The organism is Bacteroides mediterraneensis (assembly GCF_900128455.1).
GTDB classification, from domain to species: domain Bacteria; phylum Bacteroidota; class Bacteroidia; order Bacteroidales; family Bacteroidaceae; genus Phocaeicola; species Phocaeicola mediterraneensis.
Genome location: NZ_LT635783.1, coordinates 1,832,431 through 1,847,798 on the forward strand (window position 1 = coordinate 1,832,431; position 15,368 = coordinate 1,847,798).

The following is a 15,368-nucleotide window of genomic DNA, read 5'->3' on the forward strand; positions in this document are numbered from 1 at the left end:
TTATTGAACAAGATATAACCTATTGGAATTGGAGTGACCGAAATATGCTATACAGTAAAATTAGAAATGTTTAATATGTATAATCCTAAATATATCATTAATGACCAGATGTGGCAGTATCGTAGTCCCAAAGGACCGGCAATACATACATTTTTTACAGCCGATGGGACTGCTATCGGTATGTTTCAAGGTTCAAGAGGTGTTCGCCCTGATTTGGACTTTAAAGTAAAAATACTATTGCCAAATCCTGAATCAGTGCCATATCTACTTCCACATGATGAATGGGTTGTGGATTTACTAATTAAGGCGCAACATTATAAAAGGGAAATTATAGATCTTCTTAATTTCTATCTCAACTTTTACGAAAATTGTCATCCCTTTAACTCAGTTGAAGAAAGATCTGCATATGTGCCTACCACTATAAGGAAAATTGAAAAGCTATACAGTAATGTGAAGGTAGATGGAACGATGTCCATCGGGGGAATTGCTTTGATACTAGAATTGTTCTGTTTGTGTGAAAAACAAAACCCCGATGCCCATCAATTTTGTCTTACGCTTTTATGGACAAAAGAATGTATTGAAGGAACGAGAGACCTAAAAAATCTCTTGAACATAGTAATCCGTCATCGTGAGTATTAGAACGGAAGTTCCAGACCATAATACACCTCAGATTCACAAAAAACGTTGGCATCACTCTCAGGGAATAGATTGGCTTGTTTTTCCAATTTTGCCAGAATTTCATTCCTCCTATTAGTGTTATTCAGTTCCTCACGGCGGGTTTTGCTCAGTTGCAAAAAGGCTTCATTTTGATCTATGCCGAGGAATCGACGTCCCAATAGATTTGCAGCAATACCTGTCGTACTACTGCCTGTGAATGGATCTAAAATCCATGCACCAGGAAGAGTTGAGGCTTGTATGATTCGCGACAGAACGCACAATGGTTTTTGAGTAGGATGTTTACCACAAGATTTTTCCCATCGTGCAATTGCTGGTAATCGCCACACATCACGCATCTGAGTACCGCCATTGATCTTTTTCATGAGTTCATAGTTAAAGTAATGGGGTACCTTTTGCTCTTTACGAGCCCAAAGTATATATTCGGCAGCATAAGTGAAATATTTGCAAGACAGATTTGGTGGTGGATTTGTTTTCTCCCAGGTAATGCAGTTCAATATTTTGAATCCTAACTCAGTCAAGCATCGTGCTACAGAGAATATATTATGATAAGTACCACTTATCCAAATCGTTCCATTGCTTTTCAGTTTATCTCGACAAGCTGCTATCCATGACTTATCAAACAGATAATCTTCTTCATATCCGTTGGATTTATCCCAATCTCCTTTATTGACAGATACCATTTTGCCGTTTTGAACACTTATTCCGCCATTTGACAAATGATATGGTGGATCTGCGAAAATCATATCGAACTTGAATTCAAATGAATTCAGAAGTTCAATACAATCTCCCTGAAGAAGAGTAAAATCTTTATTCTCTGACTTATAATAAGCAACTGGCATTTAAATAAGTACTTTTGGTATTATTTCACTTTCAAGATCTGCAATATTGTATAAGTGTTCCAAGACATCAAATGTTTCTTTCAGGTTATTTTTTGCATTTCGCCAGCCACATCCATCTGTGAACCAAACAAACTTAAAATAGCCTAAATCTTTGGTTTCTAGCGTAATTGTTTTATAACTACGGGCCGTTTCGTTCAGTTTGGATCCACTGCTGGTATAAAAGTTCGTTTCTATTCCATAAACAATGTCTTTACCTTTTACAACAAAATCGAACCTCTTTTCAGCTCCACCATTATTTGAGATAGAAGACAGGTCTATACCCCATTTTGCCTCTATTTCATGGATATACATTTCCTTAAAATATGATTCACCTTTCACAAGCCCAGCTTTGCAAAGAAAACCTTCCACAAGATTTTCCATCAAATGGCCTCCTCTATTCTTACGACCATTAGAATCCAGACCAGTTTCGATGCCTGTTACATAATCAACGAGATTGTTGACTATATGATTTTCCATTAAATCAAAAAGGCCTGTTTTACGCATAAATTTGGTATATTCTTCATTTGTGCAATTAGGCTTATCAAAATGAAAATCAATCTGGCCTTCTTCATCCATAGCCATAATATCTAGCTCGCGTTTGGCTAAAAGAATAGGAATGCAACTTAATGTTTCTGGATATTTTGTTAAAATCTTTTGAAAATCTTCTTCAATATTCTTCGAACCAATAAGTGAATTTAGAATATTGAGAGGAATTTTGATGGCATCCACATTATTGAATACCTTATTGAAATCAATATAATATTTGTAATCGGCTATTGAAGGTCTAAAACCTGCAAACCAACTGTCGAAATCTCTCATATCAGTAAACATTGGCAACATTTGAAATCATTATCTCAGAAATAGCACCACGACCATTACTCTTTGAATTTATCATTCTCGCAGCAGAGACTCGTTTAATGGAAAAGTCCTTATAAAGGTGATCAAAGAAATTGTCTCCATTATCTACATTTTGCGGATCTGAATTACTTGCAACAAACAAGGATTTGTGCATAGCTATTTGTTCACAAAAATCACGTAAACGCATTTGTTCAGTATCATCAAAACCGTTTTTTGCATAAGAGGTAAATGCGGAAGTGTCTGTTAGAGGACGATATGGAGGATCACAATAATACAAAACATTATCGCCCGCATATTTACCAGTTTGTGCAAAATCACCACAAAGAATTTCAACCCGTTGTAAAACAGCTGAATCTGCCCTTAATGTTTCTTCATCACAAATTTTAGGATTTGTATATTTTCCATATGGAACATTAAACTTTCCTTTTGAGTTGACACGATATAGCCCATTAAAACAGGTACGATTGAGGAAGATAAATAATGCAGCTGTTTCAACATCTGAATTATTTTTCTCATTAAAACGATCACGTTGAGATAAAAAATAATTTTTTCTTGCCTCATTATCAAGTGCAAGATATTCTGTCTGAATTCGTGTTAATTCAAGAATTAATTTTTCAACATCTGATTTTATTATACGGTATGTACAAATTAATTCTTCGTTTATATCATTAATTATAGCACGTGTTATGTTAGGATATTCTTGTAGAATCCAGAATAAAACGGCTCCTCCGCCCACAAATGGCTCAATATAAGTCATATTATTCCTTTGTGACAAATCATGAGGTAGAACTTTTCTTATATCGTCAAGAAGTTGTGTTTTACCTCCAACCCACTTAACAAATGGTTTTGCTGGATATGTATATAATCTTTTCATATGCTTCAAAATATTACGGCAAAATTTGTCTTCCGTAATATTCTACAAAAATACGAATAACAGCTTATTTGGGCAACACAATAAAATATAAGACTAAGATTTTTTTATCTTGCCTGCTATAAATACGAAAACTATTCCAAAATTGATTTGGTGGTGATAGAAGTGAAAGACTACAGTGGCTGACTGTTTGTAAGTTATGCTGAAAGACATCACCTATCCGCAGTTTGGCACGCTTGTAGGTTATGCCTGCAATATAATGAAGGTATTGAAAACCGTAGAAGGATTTGGCGATGCGGAATATACAGACAAGAGGGAAGTGGCCCGTGTGCTTCGTGAAGCCGTGCGCAACGGAGAGAATCCGGTCGTCGTAGCGAGCCATGTGGCAGACGTGCAAAGCCGGAACTGGGACTGTCCGCGGCCGGTCGTAAATTGGCGTTCACGTTTCTTTAGAATCCCTTGGAGAAGGTGGATGAGATTTTAGTTTTTCTTTTCAACGTTCTTTTGTTTTACATGGATTTCACTATTTTTGTATCTGATAAGAAGAAAATAAGAAAAGTATGTACATACCACCCTTCACTGTTTCCTCTAAAGCGATTAATCTGATTGCAGAAATAGCTTCCACGATAGAACGGTATGCTATACACATGGAGCAATCCGATGGATTACGCCTGCGCAAGGCCAACCGGATAAAAACTATTCATAGTTCGTTGGCTATAGAGGGAAATAACTTGACGGAAAGCCAGGTGCGTGACATTATAAACGGGAAAAATGTAGTAGCTCCCCTGAGGGAGATACAAGAAGTGAAGAATGCGATAAAAACATACGAGTTGTATCCCTCTTTGAATCCGTTTAAGGTGAGCGATTTGCTGAAAGCTCACGGAGTGATGATGCAGGCCTTGACAGGTGATGCCGGAAGATTCCGTGCCGGTGGTGTGGGAGTGTTCAGTGAGAAAGGATGTGTACACATGGCACCTCCTGCCGACAGGGTGCCTATGCTGATTAATGATTTGTTTGAATGGCTTGCTGAATCGACAGACCATCTGTTAATTCGTTCGTGTGTATTTCATTATGAATTTGAGTTTATTCATCCGTTTAGTGATGGAAACGGGCGTATGGGCAGGCTGTGGCAGTCGCTCATATTGGGTAAACTGCATCCGTTGTTTGAACATCTTCCTGTAGAGAACATGGTCTATGCCAACCAGCAGGCTTATTATGATGCCATTACTGAAAGCTCAAGAATAGCTAATAGTGGCCCTTTTATCGATTTTATGCTGAATGAGATATTGAGTGCATTGAAGGCTCATCAGGCTGAGGAGACAGAGAATGGCGGTTTAAATGACGGTATAAATGGCGGTTTAAACGTCGGTATAAACGAACGAAATATATTGACTCTTATCGCTAATTCACCTACGGTAACTGTACGTGAGATGGCAGATATGTTGGGCTTTTCATTAAGGCAATGTGAGCGCCTGATAGCAGAAATGAAGCGTAAGAACCTGATAAAGAGAACAGGCTCAAAGAAATCAGGTATATGGCAGGTGGTATATGATCAGACAAAGGAAATTTAGCCATCTTCCGGATATTCTTTTTCATTTCCTCCCATTCTTGCCGGATTTTCTTATTTTTGTATATAACGAATGGTATAAAAAGTTGAGATTAAAGAAGTACTTTCATTAGAAGAAAATTTATAGTATATAACCCCAAGAATTATGGACATACAAACAATACTATCCAACCTGAAGATTGACCAGTTGAACGCCATGCAGGAGGCCGCTATCGATGCCTGGAAAGACGGCAGCGACCTGATTCTGCTTTCGCCCACCGGCTCCGGAAAGACGCTGGCCTATCTGTTGCCGCTGGTGAGCTCGCTGAAGCAGGGAGTGGAAGGCGTGCAGGCCGTGGTGCTGGTGCCTTCGCGCGAACTGGCTTTGCAGATTGAGCAGGTGTTCAAGGCCATGGGAACCGGCTTCCCGGTGATGAGCTGCTACGGCGGTCGCCCGGCCATGGAGGAACACCGCACCATGAAGGGCATCTCGCCGGCCGTGATTATCGGTACGCCGGGACGTATGAACGACCACCTGAACAAGGAGAATTTCGAGGCCGGCACGGTGCGCACGCTGGTCATCGACGAGTTTGACAAGTGCCTGGAGTTCGGCTTCCAGGACGAGATGGCCGAGGTCATCGGCAAGTTGCCGTCGTTGCGCCGCCGCTTCCTGTTGTCGGCCACCGATGCGGAGGAGATTCCGCGCTTCACGGGGATGAACCGCACGCAGAAGCTGGACTTCCTGAATCCGGAGGAGACGGTATCGCAGCGCTTGAGGCTCTATAGGGTCACCTCGCCGGAGAAGGACAAGCTGGAGACGCTCTACAAGCTGCTGTGTACGCTGGGCAACGAATCGACGCTGGTGTTCTGCAACCACCGGGAGAGTGTGGACCGGGTAGGGAAGTATCTGCACTCCATGAAGGTGTATTGCGAGACGTTCCACGGCGGCATGGAGCAGGACGACCGCGAACGGGCGTTGTATAAGTTCCGCAACGGGAGCTGCCATATCTTCGTATCGACCGACCTGGCGGCCCGGGGACTGGATATTCCGGACATCCGTCACGTGGTGCATTATCACTTGCCGGTGGCCGAGGACGGGTTCATTCATCGCAACGGACGTACGGCGCGCTGGGAGGCGGAGGGAAATGCCTTCCTCATTCTGCATGCCGAAGAACGTATCCCCGACTATGTGCCGCAGCCGCTCGAAGAGTTCGCCTTGCCGGAAAAGACACCGCAGCCTGCCTTGCCGGAATTTGTCACCTTGTATATAGGGAAAGGCAAGAAAGACAAGATCAACAAGATTGACATCGTGGGTTTCCTCTCCAAAAAAGGCGGACTGGGCCGGGAGGACGTGGGCCGTGTAGACGTGAAAGATCACTATGCGTTTGCGGCTATTTCGCGGAAAAAGGCTAAACAAACGTTAAAACTCATACAAAATGAAAAGATTAAGGGGGTAAAAACTTTGATAGAACTGGCAAAATAATAACTTTGTGTCACATCAGCCCTCCGGCGGTGAGGGCTGCTTCACATTTTGCTATGTCGCGCGAGTGTCCTCCCTGCCATGGCTTTCCATTTTCGTGTCAATATGTTATCAAAATGACCTTTACTTGCATAATTTGAAAGTTAAAATCCGATAAGCGTGTAAAATTATCACGAATTCTTTTGGAAGTCTAAAAATAATCACTAAATTCGCAAGTGTTAGCTAAAATGATTGTTTAACCAAAACAAACTTCCAATGAAGAAACATAATTTTAATGCGGGACCGTCTATTTTGCCTCGCGAAGTGATAGAAAAGACAGCTCAGGCTATTCTTGATTTTAATGGTTCAGGACTTTCGTTGATGGAAATCAGTCACCGCGCGAAAGACTTCCAGCCGGTGGTGGACGAAGCGGTTGCGCTGTTCAAGGAACTGCTGCATATTCCGGAAGGATACTCGGTATTGTTCCTGGGTGGAGGTGCAAGCTTGGAGTTCTGTATGGTTCCCTATAATTTCCTGGAAAAGAAAGCGGCTTACCTGAACACGGGTACATGGGCTAAGAAGGCCATGAAGGAAGCCAAGGCTTTCGGCGAGACGATTGAGGTGGCTTCTTCCGAAAAGGATGGCTACACGTATATCCCGAAGAATTACGAAGTGCCGGCCGATGCGGATTATTTCCATATCACGACGAACAATACAATCTATGGTACGGAACTGCATGCCGACCTGGATGTGAACGTGCCGATGGTGGCTGATATGTCGTCGGATATCTTCTCCCGTCCGGTGGATGTGTCCAAGTATATCTGTATCTACGGAGGTGCGCAGAAGAACCTGGCGCCTGCGGGTGTGACTTTCGTCATCGTGAAGAACGATGCGCTGGGCAAGGTGTCCCGTCATATTCCGACCATGCTGAACTATCAGACGCATGTGGACAAGGGTTCTATGTTCAACACGCCGCCGGTAGTGCCTATTTATGCCGCACTCCAGACATTGCGCTGGCTGAAGGAACAGGGCGGTGTGGAAGAAATGCAGCGCCGTGCCAAACAGCGTGCCGACATGCTGTATGCGGAAATCGACCGCAACAAGCTGTTCCGGGGTACGGTGACGGTGAAGGAAGACCGTTCGTACATGAACATCTGCTTCGTCATGGCGGATGAATACAAGGAACTGGAGGCCGACTTCCTGAAGTTCGCTACCGAAAAAGGTATGGTGGGCATCAAGGGTCACCGTTCGGTAGGTGGTTTCCGTGCTTCTTGCTACAATGCCATGCCGGTAGAAAGTGTGCAGGCGCTCATCGACTGCATGCAGGAATTTGAGAAAATGCATTAATTGTTGTTATATCTGAGAATAAGGGCGTGGGAGATACAAAAACACGTCCTTGTTTTCTTTAAAATCGAATATTATGAAAGTATTGGTTGCGACAGAGAAACCGTTTGCCAAAGTGGCAGTAGACGGTATCCGGAAAGAGATAGAAGGTGCAGGCTATGAACTGGCTTTGCTGGAGAAATATACCGACAAACAGCAGTTGCTCGATGCGGTGAAGGATGCGAATGCGGTGATTATCCGCAGTGACATCATCGACAAGGAGGTGCTGGATGCGGCGAAGGAACTGAAAATCGTGGTGCGTGCCGGCGCGGGATACGACAATGTGGACCTGGAGGCGGCTACGGCGCACGGGGTTTGCGTGATGAATACGCCGGGGCAGAACTCGAATGCGGTGGCCGAACTGGCTTTCGGCATGATGGTGATGGCGGTGCGTAACTTCTACGACGGCAAGTCGGGCACGGAACTGAAGGGCAAGAAGTTGGGTATTCATGCGTATGGCAACGTGGGACGCAATGTAGCACGTATCGCCAAGGGATTCGGCATGGACATCTATGCGTACGATGCCTACTGTCCGAAAGAGGCGATGGAGGCCGACGGCGTGAAACCGGTGGATTCAGCCGAAGAACTGTATGCCACTTGCAACGTGGTGTCTCTGCACATTCCGGCCACTGCCGAAACCAAGAACTCGATTAATTATGCGCTGGTGAACCGGATGCCGAAAAACGGGCTGCTGGTGAATACGGCCCGCAAGGAGGTCATCAACGAGGCGGAACTGATCAAGCTGATGGAAGACCGTCCGGACCTGAAGTATGTGACGGACATCATGCCGGTGGCCAATGAAGAATTTGCAGCCAAATTCCCGGGACGTTATTTCTCTACGCCGAAGAAGATGGGTGCACAGACGGCTGAGGCGAATATCAATGCCGGCATCGCAGCGGCCCGTCAGATTGTGGGCTTCCTGAAGGATGGTTGTGAGAAATTCCGTGTAAATAAAAAATAACTCCTGTTTTACGCATAAATGAAACTGACGAGTGACGAACGGCATTTGCTGATTCCGTTGGGAATGGGCAGTTCCTTGCTGCTGGTGAATACGTTGTGCAGGTCGTTTTTGGATGACTTCTGGCAGGGTTTTCTGTGCGGTATGGCACTGGTATGTTTACTTTATGCGTTACGGACGTTGGTATTGTTTTTCAAACGAAATTTCAAGCATTATGGCAACAGTTAAACCATTTAAAGGGCTTCGTCCGCCGAAGGAGCTGGTGGAGCAGGTGGCTTCCCGTCCTTACGACGTGTTGAACTCGGCAGAAGCGCGCGCCGAAGCGAAAGGCAACGAGAAATCATTGTATCACATCATCAAGCCGGAGATTGACTTTCCGGAGGGTACGGATGAGCACGACCCGCGTGTGTACGACAAGGCGGTGGAGAACTTCCGGATGTTCCAGGAAAAGGGCTGGCTGGTGCAGGACGACAAACCGTGTTATTATATTTATGCCCAGACCATGAACGGCAAGACGCAGTATGGCCTGGTGGTGGGGGCTTACGTGCCCGACTACATGAACGGAGTAATCAAGAAGCATGAGCTGACGCGACGCGACAAGGAAGAAGACCGCATGAAGCATGTGCGGGTGAACAATGCGAACATCGAACCGGTGTTCTTCGCTTACCCGGAAAGCAAGGTGCTCGATGCGGTGGTGGCGAAATATACGGCGCAGAAGCCGGTGTATGATTTCGTGGCACCCGACGACGGCTTCGGCCATCAGTTCTGGGTGATTGACGACGACAAGGACATCGCCACAATCACGGAGGCGTTCAAGGAGATGCCTTCGCTCTACATTGCCGACGGACATCACCGGAGTGCGGCAGCGGCACTGGTGGGGGCTGAAAAGGCGGCCCAGAATCCGAACCATCGGGGCGACGAGGAATACAATTACTTCATGGCGGTGTGTTTCCCGGCCGAGCAGCTCACCATCATCGACTACAACCGGGTGGTGAAGGACTTGAACGGACTGACGCCGCAGGAGTTCCTGGAGGCGCTGAAGAAGAACTTCGTGGTGGAGGAAAAGGGAACGGACATCTACAAGCCGACGGCCCTGCACAACTTCTCGCTGTATCTGGATGGCAAATGGTACAGCCTGACGGCCAAACCGGGCACGTACGACGACCACGACCCGATTGGGGTGCTCGACGTGACGATTTCCTCGAACCTGATTCTGGACGAGATTCTCGGCATCAAGGACTTGCGTTCGGACAAGCGCATCGATTTCGTGGGCGGTATCCGCGGACTGGGTGAACTGAAGAAACGGGTGGACAGTGGCGAGATGAAGATGGCGCTGGCTCTCTATCCGGTGTCCATGAAGCAGCTGATGGACATTGCCGATACGGGCAACATCATGCCGCCGAAAACCACCTGGTTCGAACCGAAACTGCGTTCGGGACTGGTGATTCACAAGCTGGAGTGAGATGCTCCCACAGAAAGGAATCAAGGGCTGTGGCCTCGTAAAAGAGGAACAGCCCTGATGATATACGTTATCATTTTTGTAAATCCTCTTGTTTTAGTCGTGTATTTCTTGGGGACGGCTGGAAACAAGAGGATTTTTTGCGGATATGCGGGGGAGAATCCGTCGGAAAGGAGATGAAAAAAACGCACTTGCGTTCGGGTTGAAACGTAAGTGCGTTTTGTCTGAAACTCTTTGGCGTTTGGATTGAAACGCAAGTGCGTTTGAGTCGGAACGTCAAGGCGTTTTTTTAGGGTCGGGAAAGTGAGCCTTACGTGGTTTCGGGGAGGCTCTTCTTTTTCAAAATAGTCTTATTTCGGCAAGGTCACGGGGAACAGGTCGTTCGGACGGTGTTCGCGCAGGATGACCTGCTTCATCTGGTCTACGAGCTCCGGATGCTGGGCAGCCACGTCGTGGTCTTCGTGGATGTCGTCGGCCAGGTTATAGAGATGAGGCACGCCCTTCTTGACCACCATCTTCCAGTCGCCCATGCGGAGACCAATCTGGTCGGTTTCGTGGAACTCCCAGTAGAGGAAGTCGTGCGACTTCTGGGTGGCGTCATTCCCCAGCAGGGTGGGGGCGAAGGAGATGCCGTCGAAGCAGTCGCCTTCCAGTTTCTTGTTCAGGTATTTCTTCGGGAAACGCTTGTCGCCCACCAGCTCGCAGAACGTCGGCATAATGTCGTAGAAGGCCAGCTGATGGTCGTTCACTGTGCCGGCTTTCACCTTGCCCGGCCAACGGACGATGAACGGGATGCGGATGCCGCCTTCGTAGCACTGGCGCTTCAGGCCGCGCAGCTTGCCGTCGCGTCCGAAGAATGTCGGGTCGGCCCCGCCTTCTTCGTGAGGACCGTTGTCACTGCTGAAAATCACAATCGTATTCTCGTCGAGACCTTTTTCCTTCAGCTTGGCCAGGATTTCGCCCACGTAGGTATCCAGTCGGTTAATCATGCCGGCAAACTGGGCGTGAGTATGGTCGCTGGCATTGTAGCGGGAACCGGCCTGTCCGCCCCAGGTCTTGTCTTCAAAGAATTTCTGCTTGTATTTCTTCAGGAGGGAGTCGTTGGGCTGGGCCAGTTCGGCGTGCGGAAGGGTATAGGTGAAGAAACCGTAGAAAGGCTGGGATGCGTCCTGCTTGTCGAGCCATTCCAAGGCCTTGCGGTGGATGATGTCGGCCGAGTACTGCGTACGCTTGAAGTAGTCATCGCCACTCATCGGATAGCGGATGTTGTCTTCCAGGATGATGCGGGTCACGGCAGTGTCGCCTGCGGCCCGGCTGTAACTGTTCAGGAAGTTCGGGTAGTAGAGGTGAGCCTGAAACTGGCACATGTAGCCGAAGTATTCGTCCACGCCGCGCTTGTCGGGAGTGGAGGTCGAGCCTTCGTAGCCGCCCGCCCATTTGCCGAACATGCCGGTGGTATAGCCGTTCTTCTTCATGATTTCCGGCAGGATGATGTGCTGCGGGTCGTAGGGCTCCTGTCCCGTCACGGCATATTCCTTGTTCTGTCCGTACCACACCTCGCCGCTCCAGTATTCCTTGTTGCCTCTTACGTGGCCGTGTCCGCTGTGCTGGCCGGTCATCAGGCTGGCGCGCGACGGAGCACTCACGGGACTTCCGGCGTAGGCCTGGGTGAAGCGCATGCCTTCGCGGGCCATCTGGTCGATGCAGGGAGTCTGGATGAAAGGTTGTCCGTAGCAGCCTAAATCGCCGTAGCCCATGTCGTCGCAAAGAATAAAGATAATGTTGGGTTTCTCGGAAGGGGGAGTGGCAGCTTGTGCATGAGGAGCAGCCAGGGCCGCCAGCCCCATGCAGTAAGTCAGTTTCTGTAATTTTTTCATGCCATTAGTTTCTTAAAGGGGTTAATGTGTGGACAAAGATAGTGCTTTCCGGGCAAAGATGAGCGAAAAATCACTAAATTTGCGTCCTGAAAAAAGACAAAAGCCATGCAAGACGATACCTATAAGACCATTGGAGCGCGTGCCGAGGCCATTTATACCGAGAAGCGCAGCAAGTTTATCGCCATCGCGTTGCCGGTGCGCACCCTGACCGAAGTCAAGTCGCTCCTGGAGGAGTACCAGAAGAAATACTACGACGCGCGCCACGTGTGTTATGCCTACATGCTGGGGCCGGAACGGAAGGATTTCCGGGCGAACGACAACGGGGAGCCTTCGGGAACGGCGGGCAAGCCGATTCTGGGACAAATCAACTCGCACGAGCTGACCGACGTGCTGGTCATCGTAGTGCGCTATTTCGGGGGTATCAAGCTGGGCACGAGCGGACTGATTGTGGCCTACCGCACGGCGGCTGCCCTGGCGCTGGAGGAGGCTCCGGTGCTCGAGAAGACCGTCGACGAGGAGGTGGCCGTGGCCTTCGAATATCCTTTCATGAACGACATCATGCGCATCGTCAAGGAGGAGTCGCCCGAGATTCTGGAACAGTCGTACGACATGGACTGCCTGATGCGGCTGCGCATCCGCAAGTCGATGATGGGCAAGCTCCGTGCGCGGCTGGAGAAAGTGGAGACGGCCCGTTTCGTGGACGAGTGACAACCTGCTGCGGCTGCGCATCCGTCCGTCGATGAGGAGCCAGCTCCGCGTGCGGCGGAAGGAAATGGAAACCGTCCGTTTCGTGAACGGATAATGGGTGGATGGAATTGAAACCGGAATTTTTTTCTTCGGTAAAAGTGCTGATTTTTGGCCATTTCCTGTGGTTTTTTAATAAATTTTATTACCTTTGTTACTAACCTATAATCTTCATCTTATGAAACGTTTGGTCGGCCTTTTCTGCTTGGTGTGCCTCCTTTTCGGATGCAAGGAGGAAGCAGACCGTGGCTTGGTTCAGCCAGTGGAACAGTCGGTGGTGTCGGAAGAGGCTGCGCCGGACAGTGTGGAAGCGGTGCTCCCGTTTGAGCGCAAACCATTGACGGGTGCCGACATTATTCTGGTCAAGGAACTGCTTTTCGACAAATATACGTTGAAGGATGAATATCCGTATCAGGACACGGTGCGCTCGTTCAAGTGGGACGTGATTCGCAAGTGTCTGGCCTTCATTGAGAACCTGCAACATGAGGCTGCCCGCTGGGCCGTTTTCCAGAACTACAAGAACCGGAATCAGGAAGCGCCGCTGGTGCGGAGCTATGTGCGCAACGTGTACCGCCGCATTGCCGATACGCTGGGCGTGGAGCGCTACCAGTCGGTGCCGCTTTACCTGCCGACCGATACGCTGGTGCCCGAACGCTACGGACGCGACGGGGCCTTGGCTTCCTTGCGGGGCGAGAGCGGAGGGTTCTACCGCGTGTCGCCGGTGAGCATCGAGGGCGAATGGCTGGTGCCCCGCCGTTATATCAAGCTGCTGGCCGACAGCACGGCCTTTCATCGGGTGGTGGTGGTAGACCGGGGCGACCAGAACATCGCCACGCTGGAACGGCTGGAAGAAGGTACCTGGGCCATCCGCAGCATGAATCCGGCCACTACGGGCATGCACCGTCCGCCGTATGCGCAGGAAACACCTCTCGGCATGTTCGTAGTGCAGGAGAAGAAGTCGCGCATGGTCTTTCTGAAAGACGGTTCCTCGGCCACCGGAGGCTATGCGCCCTACGCGAGCCGTTTCACCAACGGAGCCTATATCCACGGCGTGCCGGTCAATGTGCCGCGGACGGCCATGATTGAGTACAGCTGGTCGCTGGGCACCACGCCCCGTTCGCACATGTGTGTGCGGAATGCCACCTCGCATGCCAAGTTTGTTTACGACTGGGCCCCGACGGAACGCTCGCTGGTGATTGTAATCGAGTGATTTCTATAAAATTAACTCTCTTTCAGGAAGAGGTTGCCTGGAAAATCCGTACCTTTGCCGCCGAATATTCTTAGGTGGTCAAAATCATGCACAATTCTATATTGAAATTTCTTTTTTCGGCACTTTTCCTGTCTTTCCCCTGCGCGTATTTCACGGCGGAGGGGGAGTGTGTTTCTCCTGAAAATCCGGCAGCTGCGGTGAAGGCAGCCGACGAGGTGAAGTCGCTTTATCACGCCATGCAGCTGGAGGGGGTGGTCAACTGGAAGGCGTTCAAGCTGGCAGTGACGGGCTACAACCGCATCAAGGGGCGGAAACGCGAGGTGCTGACGCTGATTGATTTCTCGAAACCTTCCACGGAAAAACGGCTGTACGTGTTCGACATGAAGCATCGCCGGATGCTCTATTCGTCGGTCGTTTCGCACGGGAAGAACAGCGGAGGGAATTATGCCACTTCGTTCTCCAATGAATATGGCTCTTATAAAAGTTCGCTGGGTTTCTACCTGACGGCCTCTACCTATCAGGGGAAGAACGGCTATTCGCTGGTGCTCGACGGACTGGAGAAAGGCATCAACGACCGGGCCCGTGAGCGGGCCATCGTGGTGCACGGGGCCGCTTATGCCGACCCTTCAGTGGCTCAGCGCGGCGGGCGACTGGGACGCAGTTTCGGCTGTCCGGCCCTTCCTACCTCCGTGGCACGTCCGATTATCGATACGATAAAAGGGGGCAGCGTCATGTATATCTATGCCGAAACCCCCTCTTACCTGGCTCAGAGTTCCATTCTGAACGACTCGGATGTGAATGTTATCGTAAATCAATGATTTCCGCTTCCGGATATTTCTGCTTGTTGAAGCGGAACGTCGCATCGGGCAGGTTCACGCCCGTCTGGTACGACGAAATCTGAAATTCCTGTTTCTCGCCGTTGTGCAGCTGGATGGCAATGTAGACCGGCGAACCGTTTTCCTTTACATTCAGCGTGATGCTTTTCACATCCTGTGAAGCCTTGGGGGTGAGCAGGATTTCCTGTCCTCGCTTGCCCTGGCGGGTCTTCTCGCCCACATAGCGGTAGTTGAAGCTCTTCTTGTAGGAAGTCAGCAGGGCATACGGATTGACGCTCTGCAGCTCCTCGGGGGTAGGGGTGGACACGTTCACCTCTTCGTTCTGCTCCACGTAGCTCCATTGCGTCTTGCCGTCGAACCACGTCCGGATACCTCCGCTTTCCAGGTAGAACTTGTCGCCTTTCAGCAACAGTTTGCCGCGTTGTGTGCCTCCGAAACTCAGGCTGACTCCGCCCGCCTTGCGGTACGTGTCGGCCATCTTATTTAAAATGCTTTCCGCTTTGGCATCCTGCTGGGCTGCTGCCTGCAGCCAGGCGATTCCCATGAGCAGGACGACCAGAAAAATCTTTCTCATATCAAGTCTGTTTATTAGGTTGTACGGATAAGGGCAG

Annotated in this window: 16 protein-coding genes; 11 read left to right on the forward strand and 5 right to left on the reverse strand. The window is 48.9% G+C overall.

The features are described 5' to 3' along the window. Positions 1–75 precede the first annotated feature (75 nt). Positions 76–639, forward strand: coding sequence for a hypothetical protein (locus BQ7480_RS07465; RefSeq protein ID WP_139255738.1), 564 nt, complete (start codon positions 76–78; stop codon positions 637–639). On the opposite strand, the gene BQ7480_RS07470 is transcribed toward BQ7480_RS07465, so the two are convergent. From BQ7480_RS07470 to BQ7480_RS07480, 3 genes are read right to left on the reverse strand one after another with little or no spacing between them, the layout of a single operon-like run. After that, on the reverse strand, positions 636–1,517 hold the full coding sequence (locus BQ7480_RS07470; RefSeq protein ID WP_072542355.1) for a DNA-methyltransferase: 882 nt from the start codon (positions 1,515–1,517) through the stop codon (positions 636–638). The two genes, BQ7480_RS07465 and BQ7480_RS07470, sit on opposite strands and share 4 nt — an antisense overlap. After that, positions 1,518–2,375 carry a type II restriction endonuclease gene (locus BQ7480_RS07475; protein WP_072543948.1) on the reverse strand — a complete coding sequence of 286 codons (858 nt, stop codon included), beginning with the start codon at positions 2,373–2,375 and terminating at the stop codon, positions 1,518–1,520. A 1-nt stretch (position 2,376) separates the two neighbouring features. Then, positions 2,377–3,288, reverse strand: coding sequence for a DNA adenine methylase (locus BQ7480_RS07480; RefSeq protein WP_072542356.1), 912 nt, complete (start codon positions 3,286–3,288; stop codon positions 2,377–2,379). Between the two features lie 196 nt (positions 3,289–3,484). On the opposite strand from BQ7480_RS07480, the gene BQ7480_RS07485 reads away from it, so the two are divergent. The 7 genes from BQ7480_RS07485 to BQ7480_RS07515 all read left to right on the forward strand — a co-directional run bounded on the left by BQ7480_RS07485 (position 3,485) and on the right by BQ7480_RS07515 (position 10,093). Continuing rightward, a complete protein-coding gene (locus BQ7480_RS07485) occupies positions 3,485–3,769 on the forward strand; it encodes a hypothetical protein (protein ID WP_072542357.1) in 285 nt (94 codons plus the stop codon). Positions 3,770–3,845: 76 nt separating this feature from the next. Continuing rightward, positions 3,846–4,856, forward strand: a complete 1,011-nt coding sequence (locus BQ7480_RS07490; protein ID WP_072542358.1) for a Fic family protein — start codon at positions 3,846–3,848, stop codon at positions 4,854–4,856. A gap of 141 nt (positions 4,857–4,997) precedes the next feature. After that, entirely contained in the window at positions 4,998–6,314 is a 1,317-nt protein-coding gene (locus BQ7480_RS07495) for a DEAD/DEAH box helicase (RefSeq protein WP_072542359.1), read from the forward strand. Between the two features lie 252 nt (positions 6,315–6,566). After that, complete coding sequence (gene serC / locus BQ7480_RS07500) at positions 6,567–7,637, forward strand: 3-phosphoserine/phosphohydroxythreonine transaminase (protein ID WP_072542360.1); 1,071 nt, start codon at positions 6,567–6,569, stop codon at positions 7,635–7,637. Positions 7,638–7,710: 73 nt separating this feature from the next. Beyond that, positions 7,711–8,634 (forward strand): NAD(P)-dependent oxidoreductase, encoded by a 924-nt coding sequence (locus BQ7480_RS07505; protein ID WP_022352964.1) that lies wholly within the window; start codon positions 7,711–7,713, stop codon positions 8,632–8,634. A gap of 18 nt (positions 8,635–8,652) precedes the next feature. Then, entirely contained in the window at positions 8,653–8,859 is a 207-nt protein-coding gene (locus BQ7480_RS07510; RefSeq protein ID WP_072542361.1) for a hypothetical protein, read from the forward strand. Next, positions 8,846–10,093, forward strand: a complete 1,248-nt coding sequence (locus tag BQ7480_RS07515) for a DUF1015 domain-containing protein (protein ID WP_072542362.1) — start codon at positions 8,846–8,848, stop codon at positions 10,091–10,093. The genes BQ7480_RS07510 and BQ7480_RS07515 overlap by 14 nt, the downstream gene beginning before the upstream one ends. A 347-nt stretch (positions 10,094–10,440) precedes the next feature. Here the strand turns inward: BQ7480_RS07515 and BQ7480_RS07520 are convergent, their stop codons facing one another. Beyond that, positions 10,441–11,967: an arylsulfatase gene (locus tag BQ7480_RS07520; protein WP_072542363.1), complete on the reverse strand. Its 1,527-nt coding sequence runs from the start codon at positions 11,965–11,967 to the stop codon at positions 10,441–10,443. Positions 11,968–12,072: 105 nt separating this feature from the next. Between BQ7480_RS07520 and BQ7480_RS07525 the strand changes: the two genes are divergently transcribed. The 3 genes from BQ7480_RS07525 (at position 12,073) to BQ7480_RS07535 (ending at position 14,739) form a co-directional block, all read left to right on the forward strand. Further along, entirely contained in the window at positions 12,073–12,675 is a 603-nt protein-coding gene (locus tag BQ7480_RS07525; protein WP_072542364.1) for an IMPACT family protein, read from the forward strand. A gap of 214 nt (positions 12,676–12,889) precedes the next feature. Next, positions 12,890–13,921 (forward strand): L,D-transpeptidase, encoded by a 1,032-nt coding sequence (locus tag BQ7480_RS07530; RefSeq protein WP_072542365.1) that lies wholly within the window; start codon positions 12,890–12,892, stop codon positions 13,919–13,921. An 86-nt stretch (positions 13,922–14,007) separates the two neighbouring features. Beyond that, a complete protein-coding gene (locus tag BQ7480_RS07535) occupies positions 14,008–14,739 on the forward strand; it encodes a murein L,D-transpeptidase catalytic domain family protein (protein WP_210436326.1) in 732 nt (243 codons plus the stop codon). Here BQ7480_RS07535 and BQ7480_RS07540 read toward each other — a convergent pair. Further along, positions 14,723–15,331: an outer membrane lipoprotein periplasmic chaperone LolA1 gene (locus BQ7480_RS07540; RefSeq protein ID WP_072542366.1), complete on the reverse strand. Its 609-nt coding sequence runs from the start codon at positions 15,329–15,331 to the stop codon at positions 14,723–14,725. The two genes, BQ7480_RS07535 and BQ7480_RS07540, sit on opposite strands and share 17 nt — an antisense overlap. Between the last annotated feature and the right edge of the window lie 37 nt (positions 15,332–15,368).

What these genes read in the sequence shown, in the direction of transcription:
- BQ7480_RS07470 (WP_072542355.1), bottom strand. Translation starts at nt 1,517, where the DNA reads ATGCCAGTTGCTTATTATAAGTCAGAGAATAAAGATTTTACTCTTCTT.
- BQ7480_RS07515 (WP_072542362.1), top strand. Translation starts at nt 8,846, where the DNA reads ATGGCAACAGTTAAACCATTTAAAGGGCTTCGTCCGCCGAAGGAGCTG.
- BQ7480_RS07520 (WP_072542363.1), bottom strand. Translation starts at nt 11,967, where the DNA reads ATGAAAAAATTACAGAAACTGACTTACTGCATGGGGCTGGCGGCCCTG.
- BQ7480_RS07485 (WP_072542357.1), top strand. Translation starts at nt 3,485, where the DNA reads ATGCTGAAAGACATCACCTATCCGCAGTTTGGCACGCTTGTAGGTTAT.
- BQ7480_RS07510 (WP_072542361.1), top strand. Translation starts at nt 8,653, where the DNA reads ATGAAACTGACGAGTGACGAACGGCATTTGCTGATTCCGTTGGGAATG.
- BQ7480_RS07480 (WP_072542356.1), bottom strand. Translation starts at nt 3,288, where the DNA reads ATGAAAAGATTATATACATATCCAGCAAAACCATTTGTTAAGTGGGTT.
- BQ7480_RS07505 (WP_022352964.1), top strand. Translation starts at nt 7,711, where the DNA reads ATGAAAGTATTGGTTGCGACAGAGAAACCGTTTGCCAAAGTGGCAGTA.
- BQ7480_RS07465 (WP_139255738.1), top strand. Translation starts at nt 76, where the DNA reads ATGTATAATCCTAAATATATCATTAATGACCAGATGTGGCAGTATCGT.
- BQ7480_RS07495 (WP_072542359.1), top strand. Translation starts at nt 4,998, where the DNA reads ATGGACATACAAACAATACTATCCAACCTGAAGATTGACCAGTTGAAC.
- BQ7480_RS07475 (WP_072543948.1), bottom strand. Translation starts at nt 2,375, where the DNA reads ATGAGAGATTTCGACAGTTGGTTTGCAGGTTTTAGACCTTCAATAGCC.
- BQ7480_RS07525 (WP_072542364.1), top strand. Translation starts at nt 12,073, where the DNA reads ATGCAAGACGATACCTATAAGACCATTGGAGCGCGTGCCGAGGCCATT.
- BQ7480_RS07490 (WP_072542358.1), top strand. Translation starts at nt 3,846, where the DNA reads ATGTACATACCACCCTTCACTGTTTCCTCTAAAGCGATTAATCTGATT.
- BQ7480_RS07530 (WP_072542365.1), top strand. Translation starts at nt 12,890, where the DNA reads ATGAAACGTTTGGTCGGCCTTTTCTGCTTGGTGTGCCTCCTTTTCGGA.
- serC (WP_072542360.1), top strand. Translation starts at nt 6,567, where the DNA reads ATGAAGAAACATAATTTTAATGCGGGACCGTCTATTTTGCCTCGCGAA.
- BQ7480_RS07535 (WP_210436326.1), top strand. Translation starts at nt 14,008, where the DNA reads ATGCACAATTCTATATTGAAATTTCTTTTTTCGGCACTTTTCCTGTCT.
- BQ7480_RS07540 (WP_072542366.1), bottom strand. Translation starts at nt 15,331, where the DNA reads ATGAGAAAGATTTTTCTGGTCGTCCTGCTCATGGGAATCGCCTGGCTG.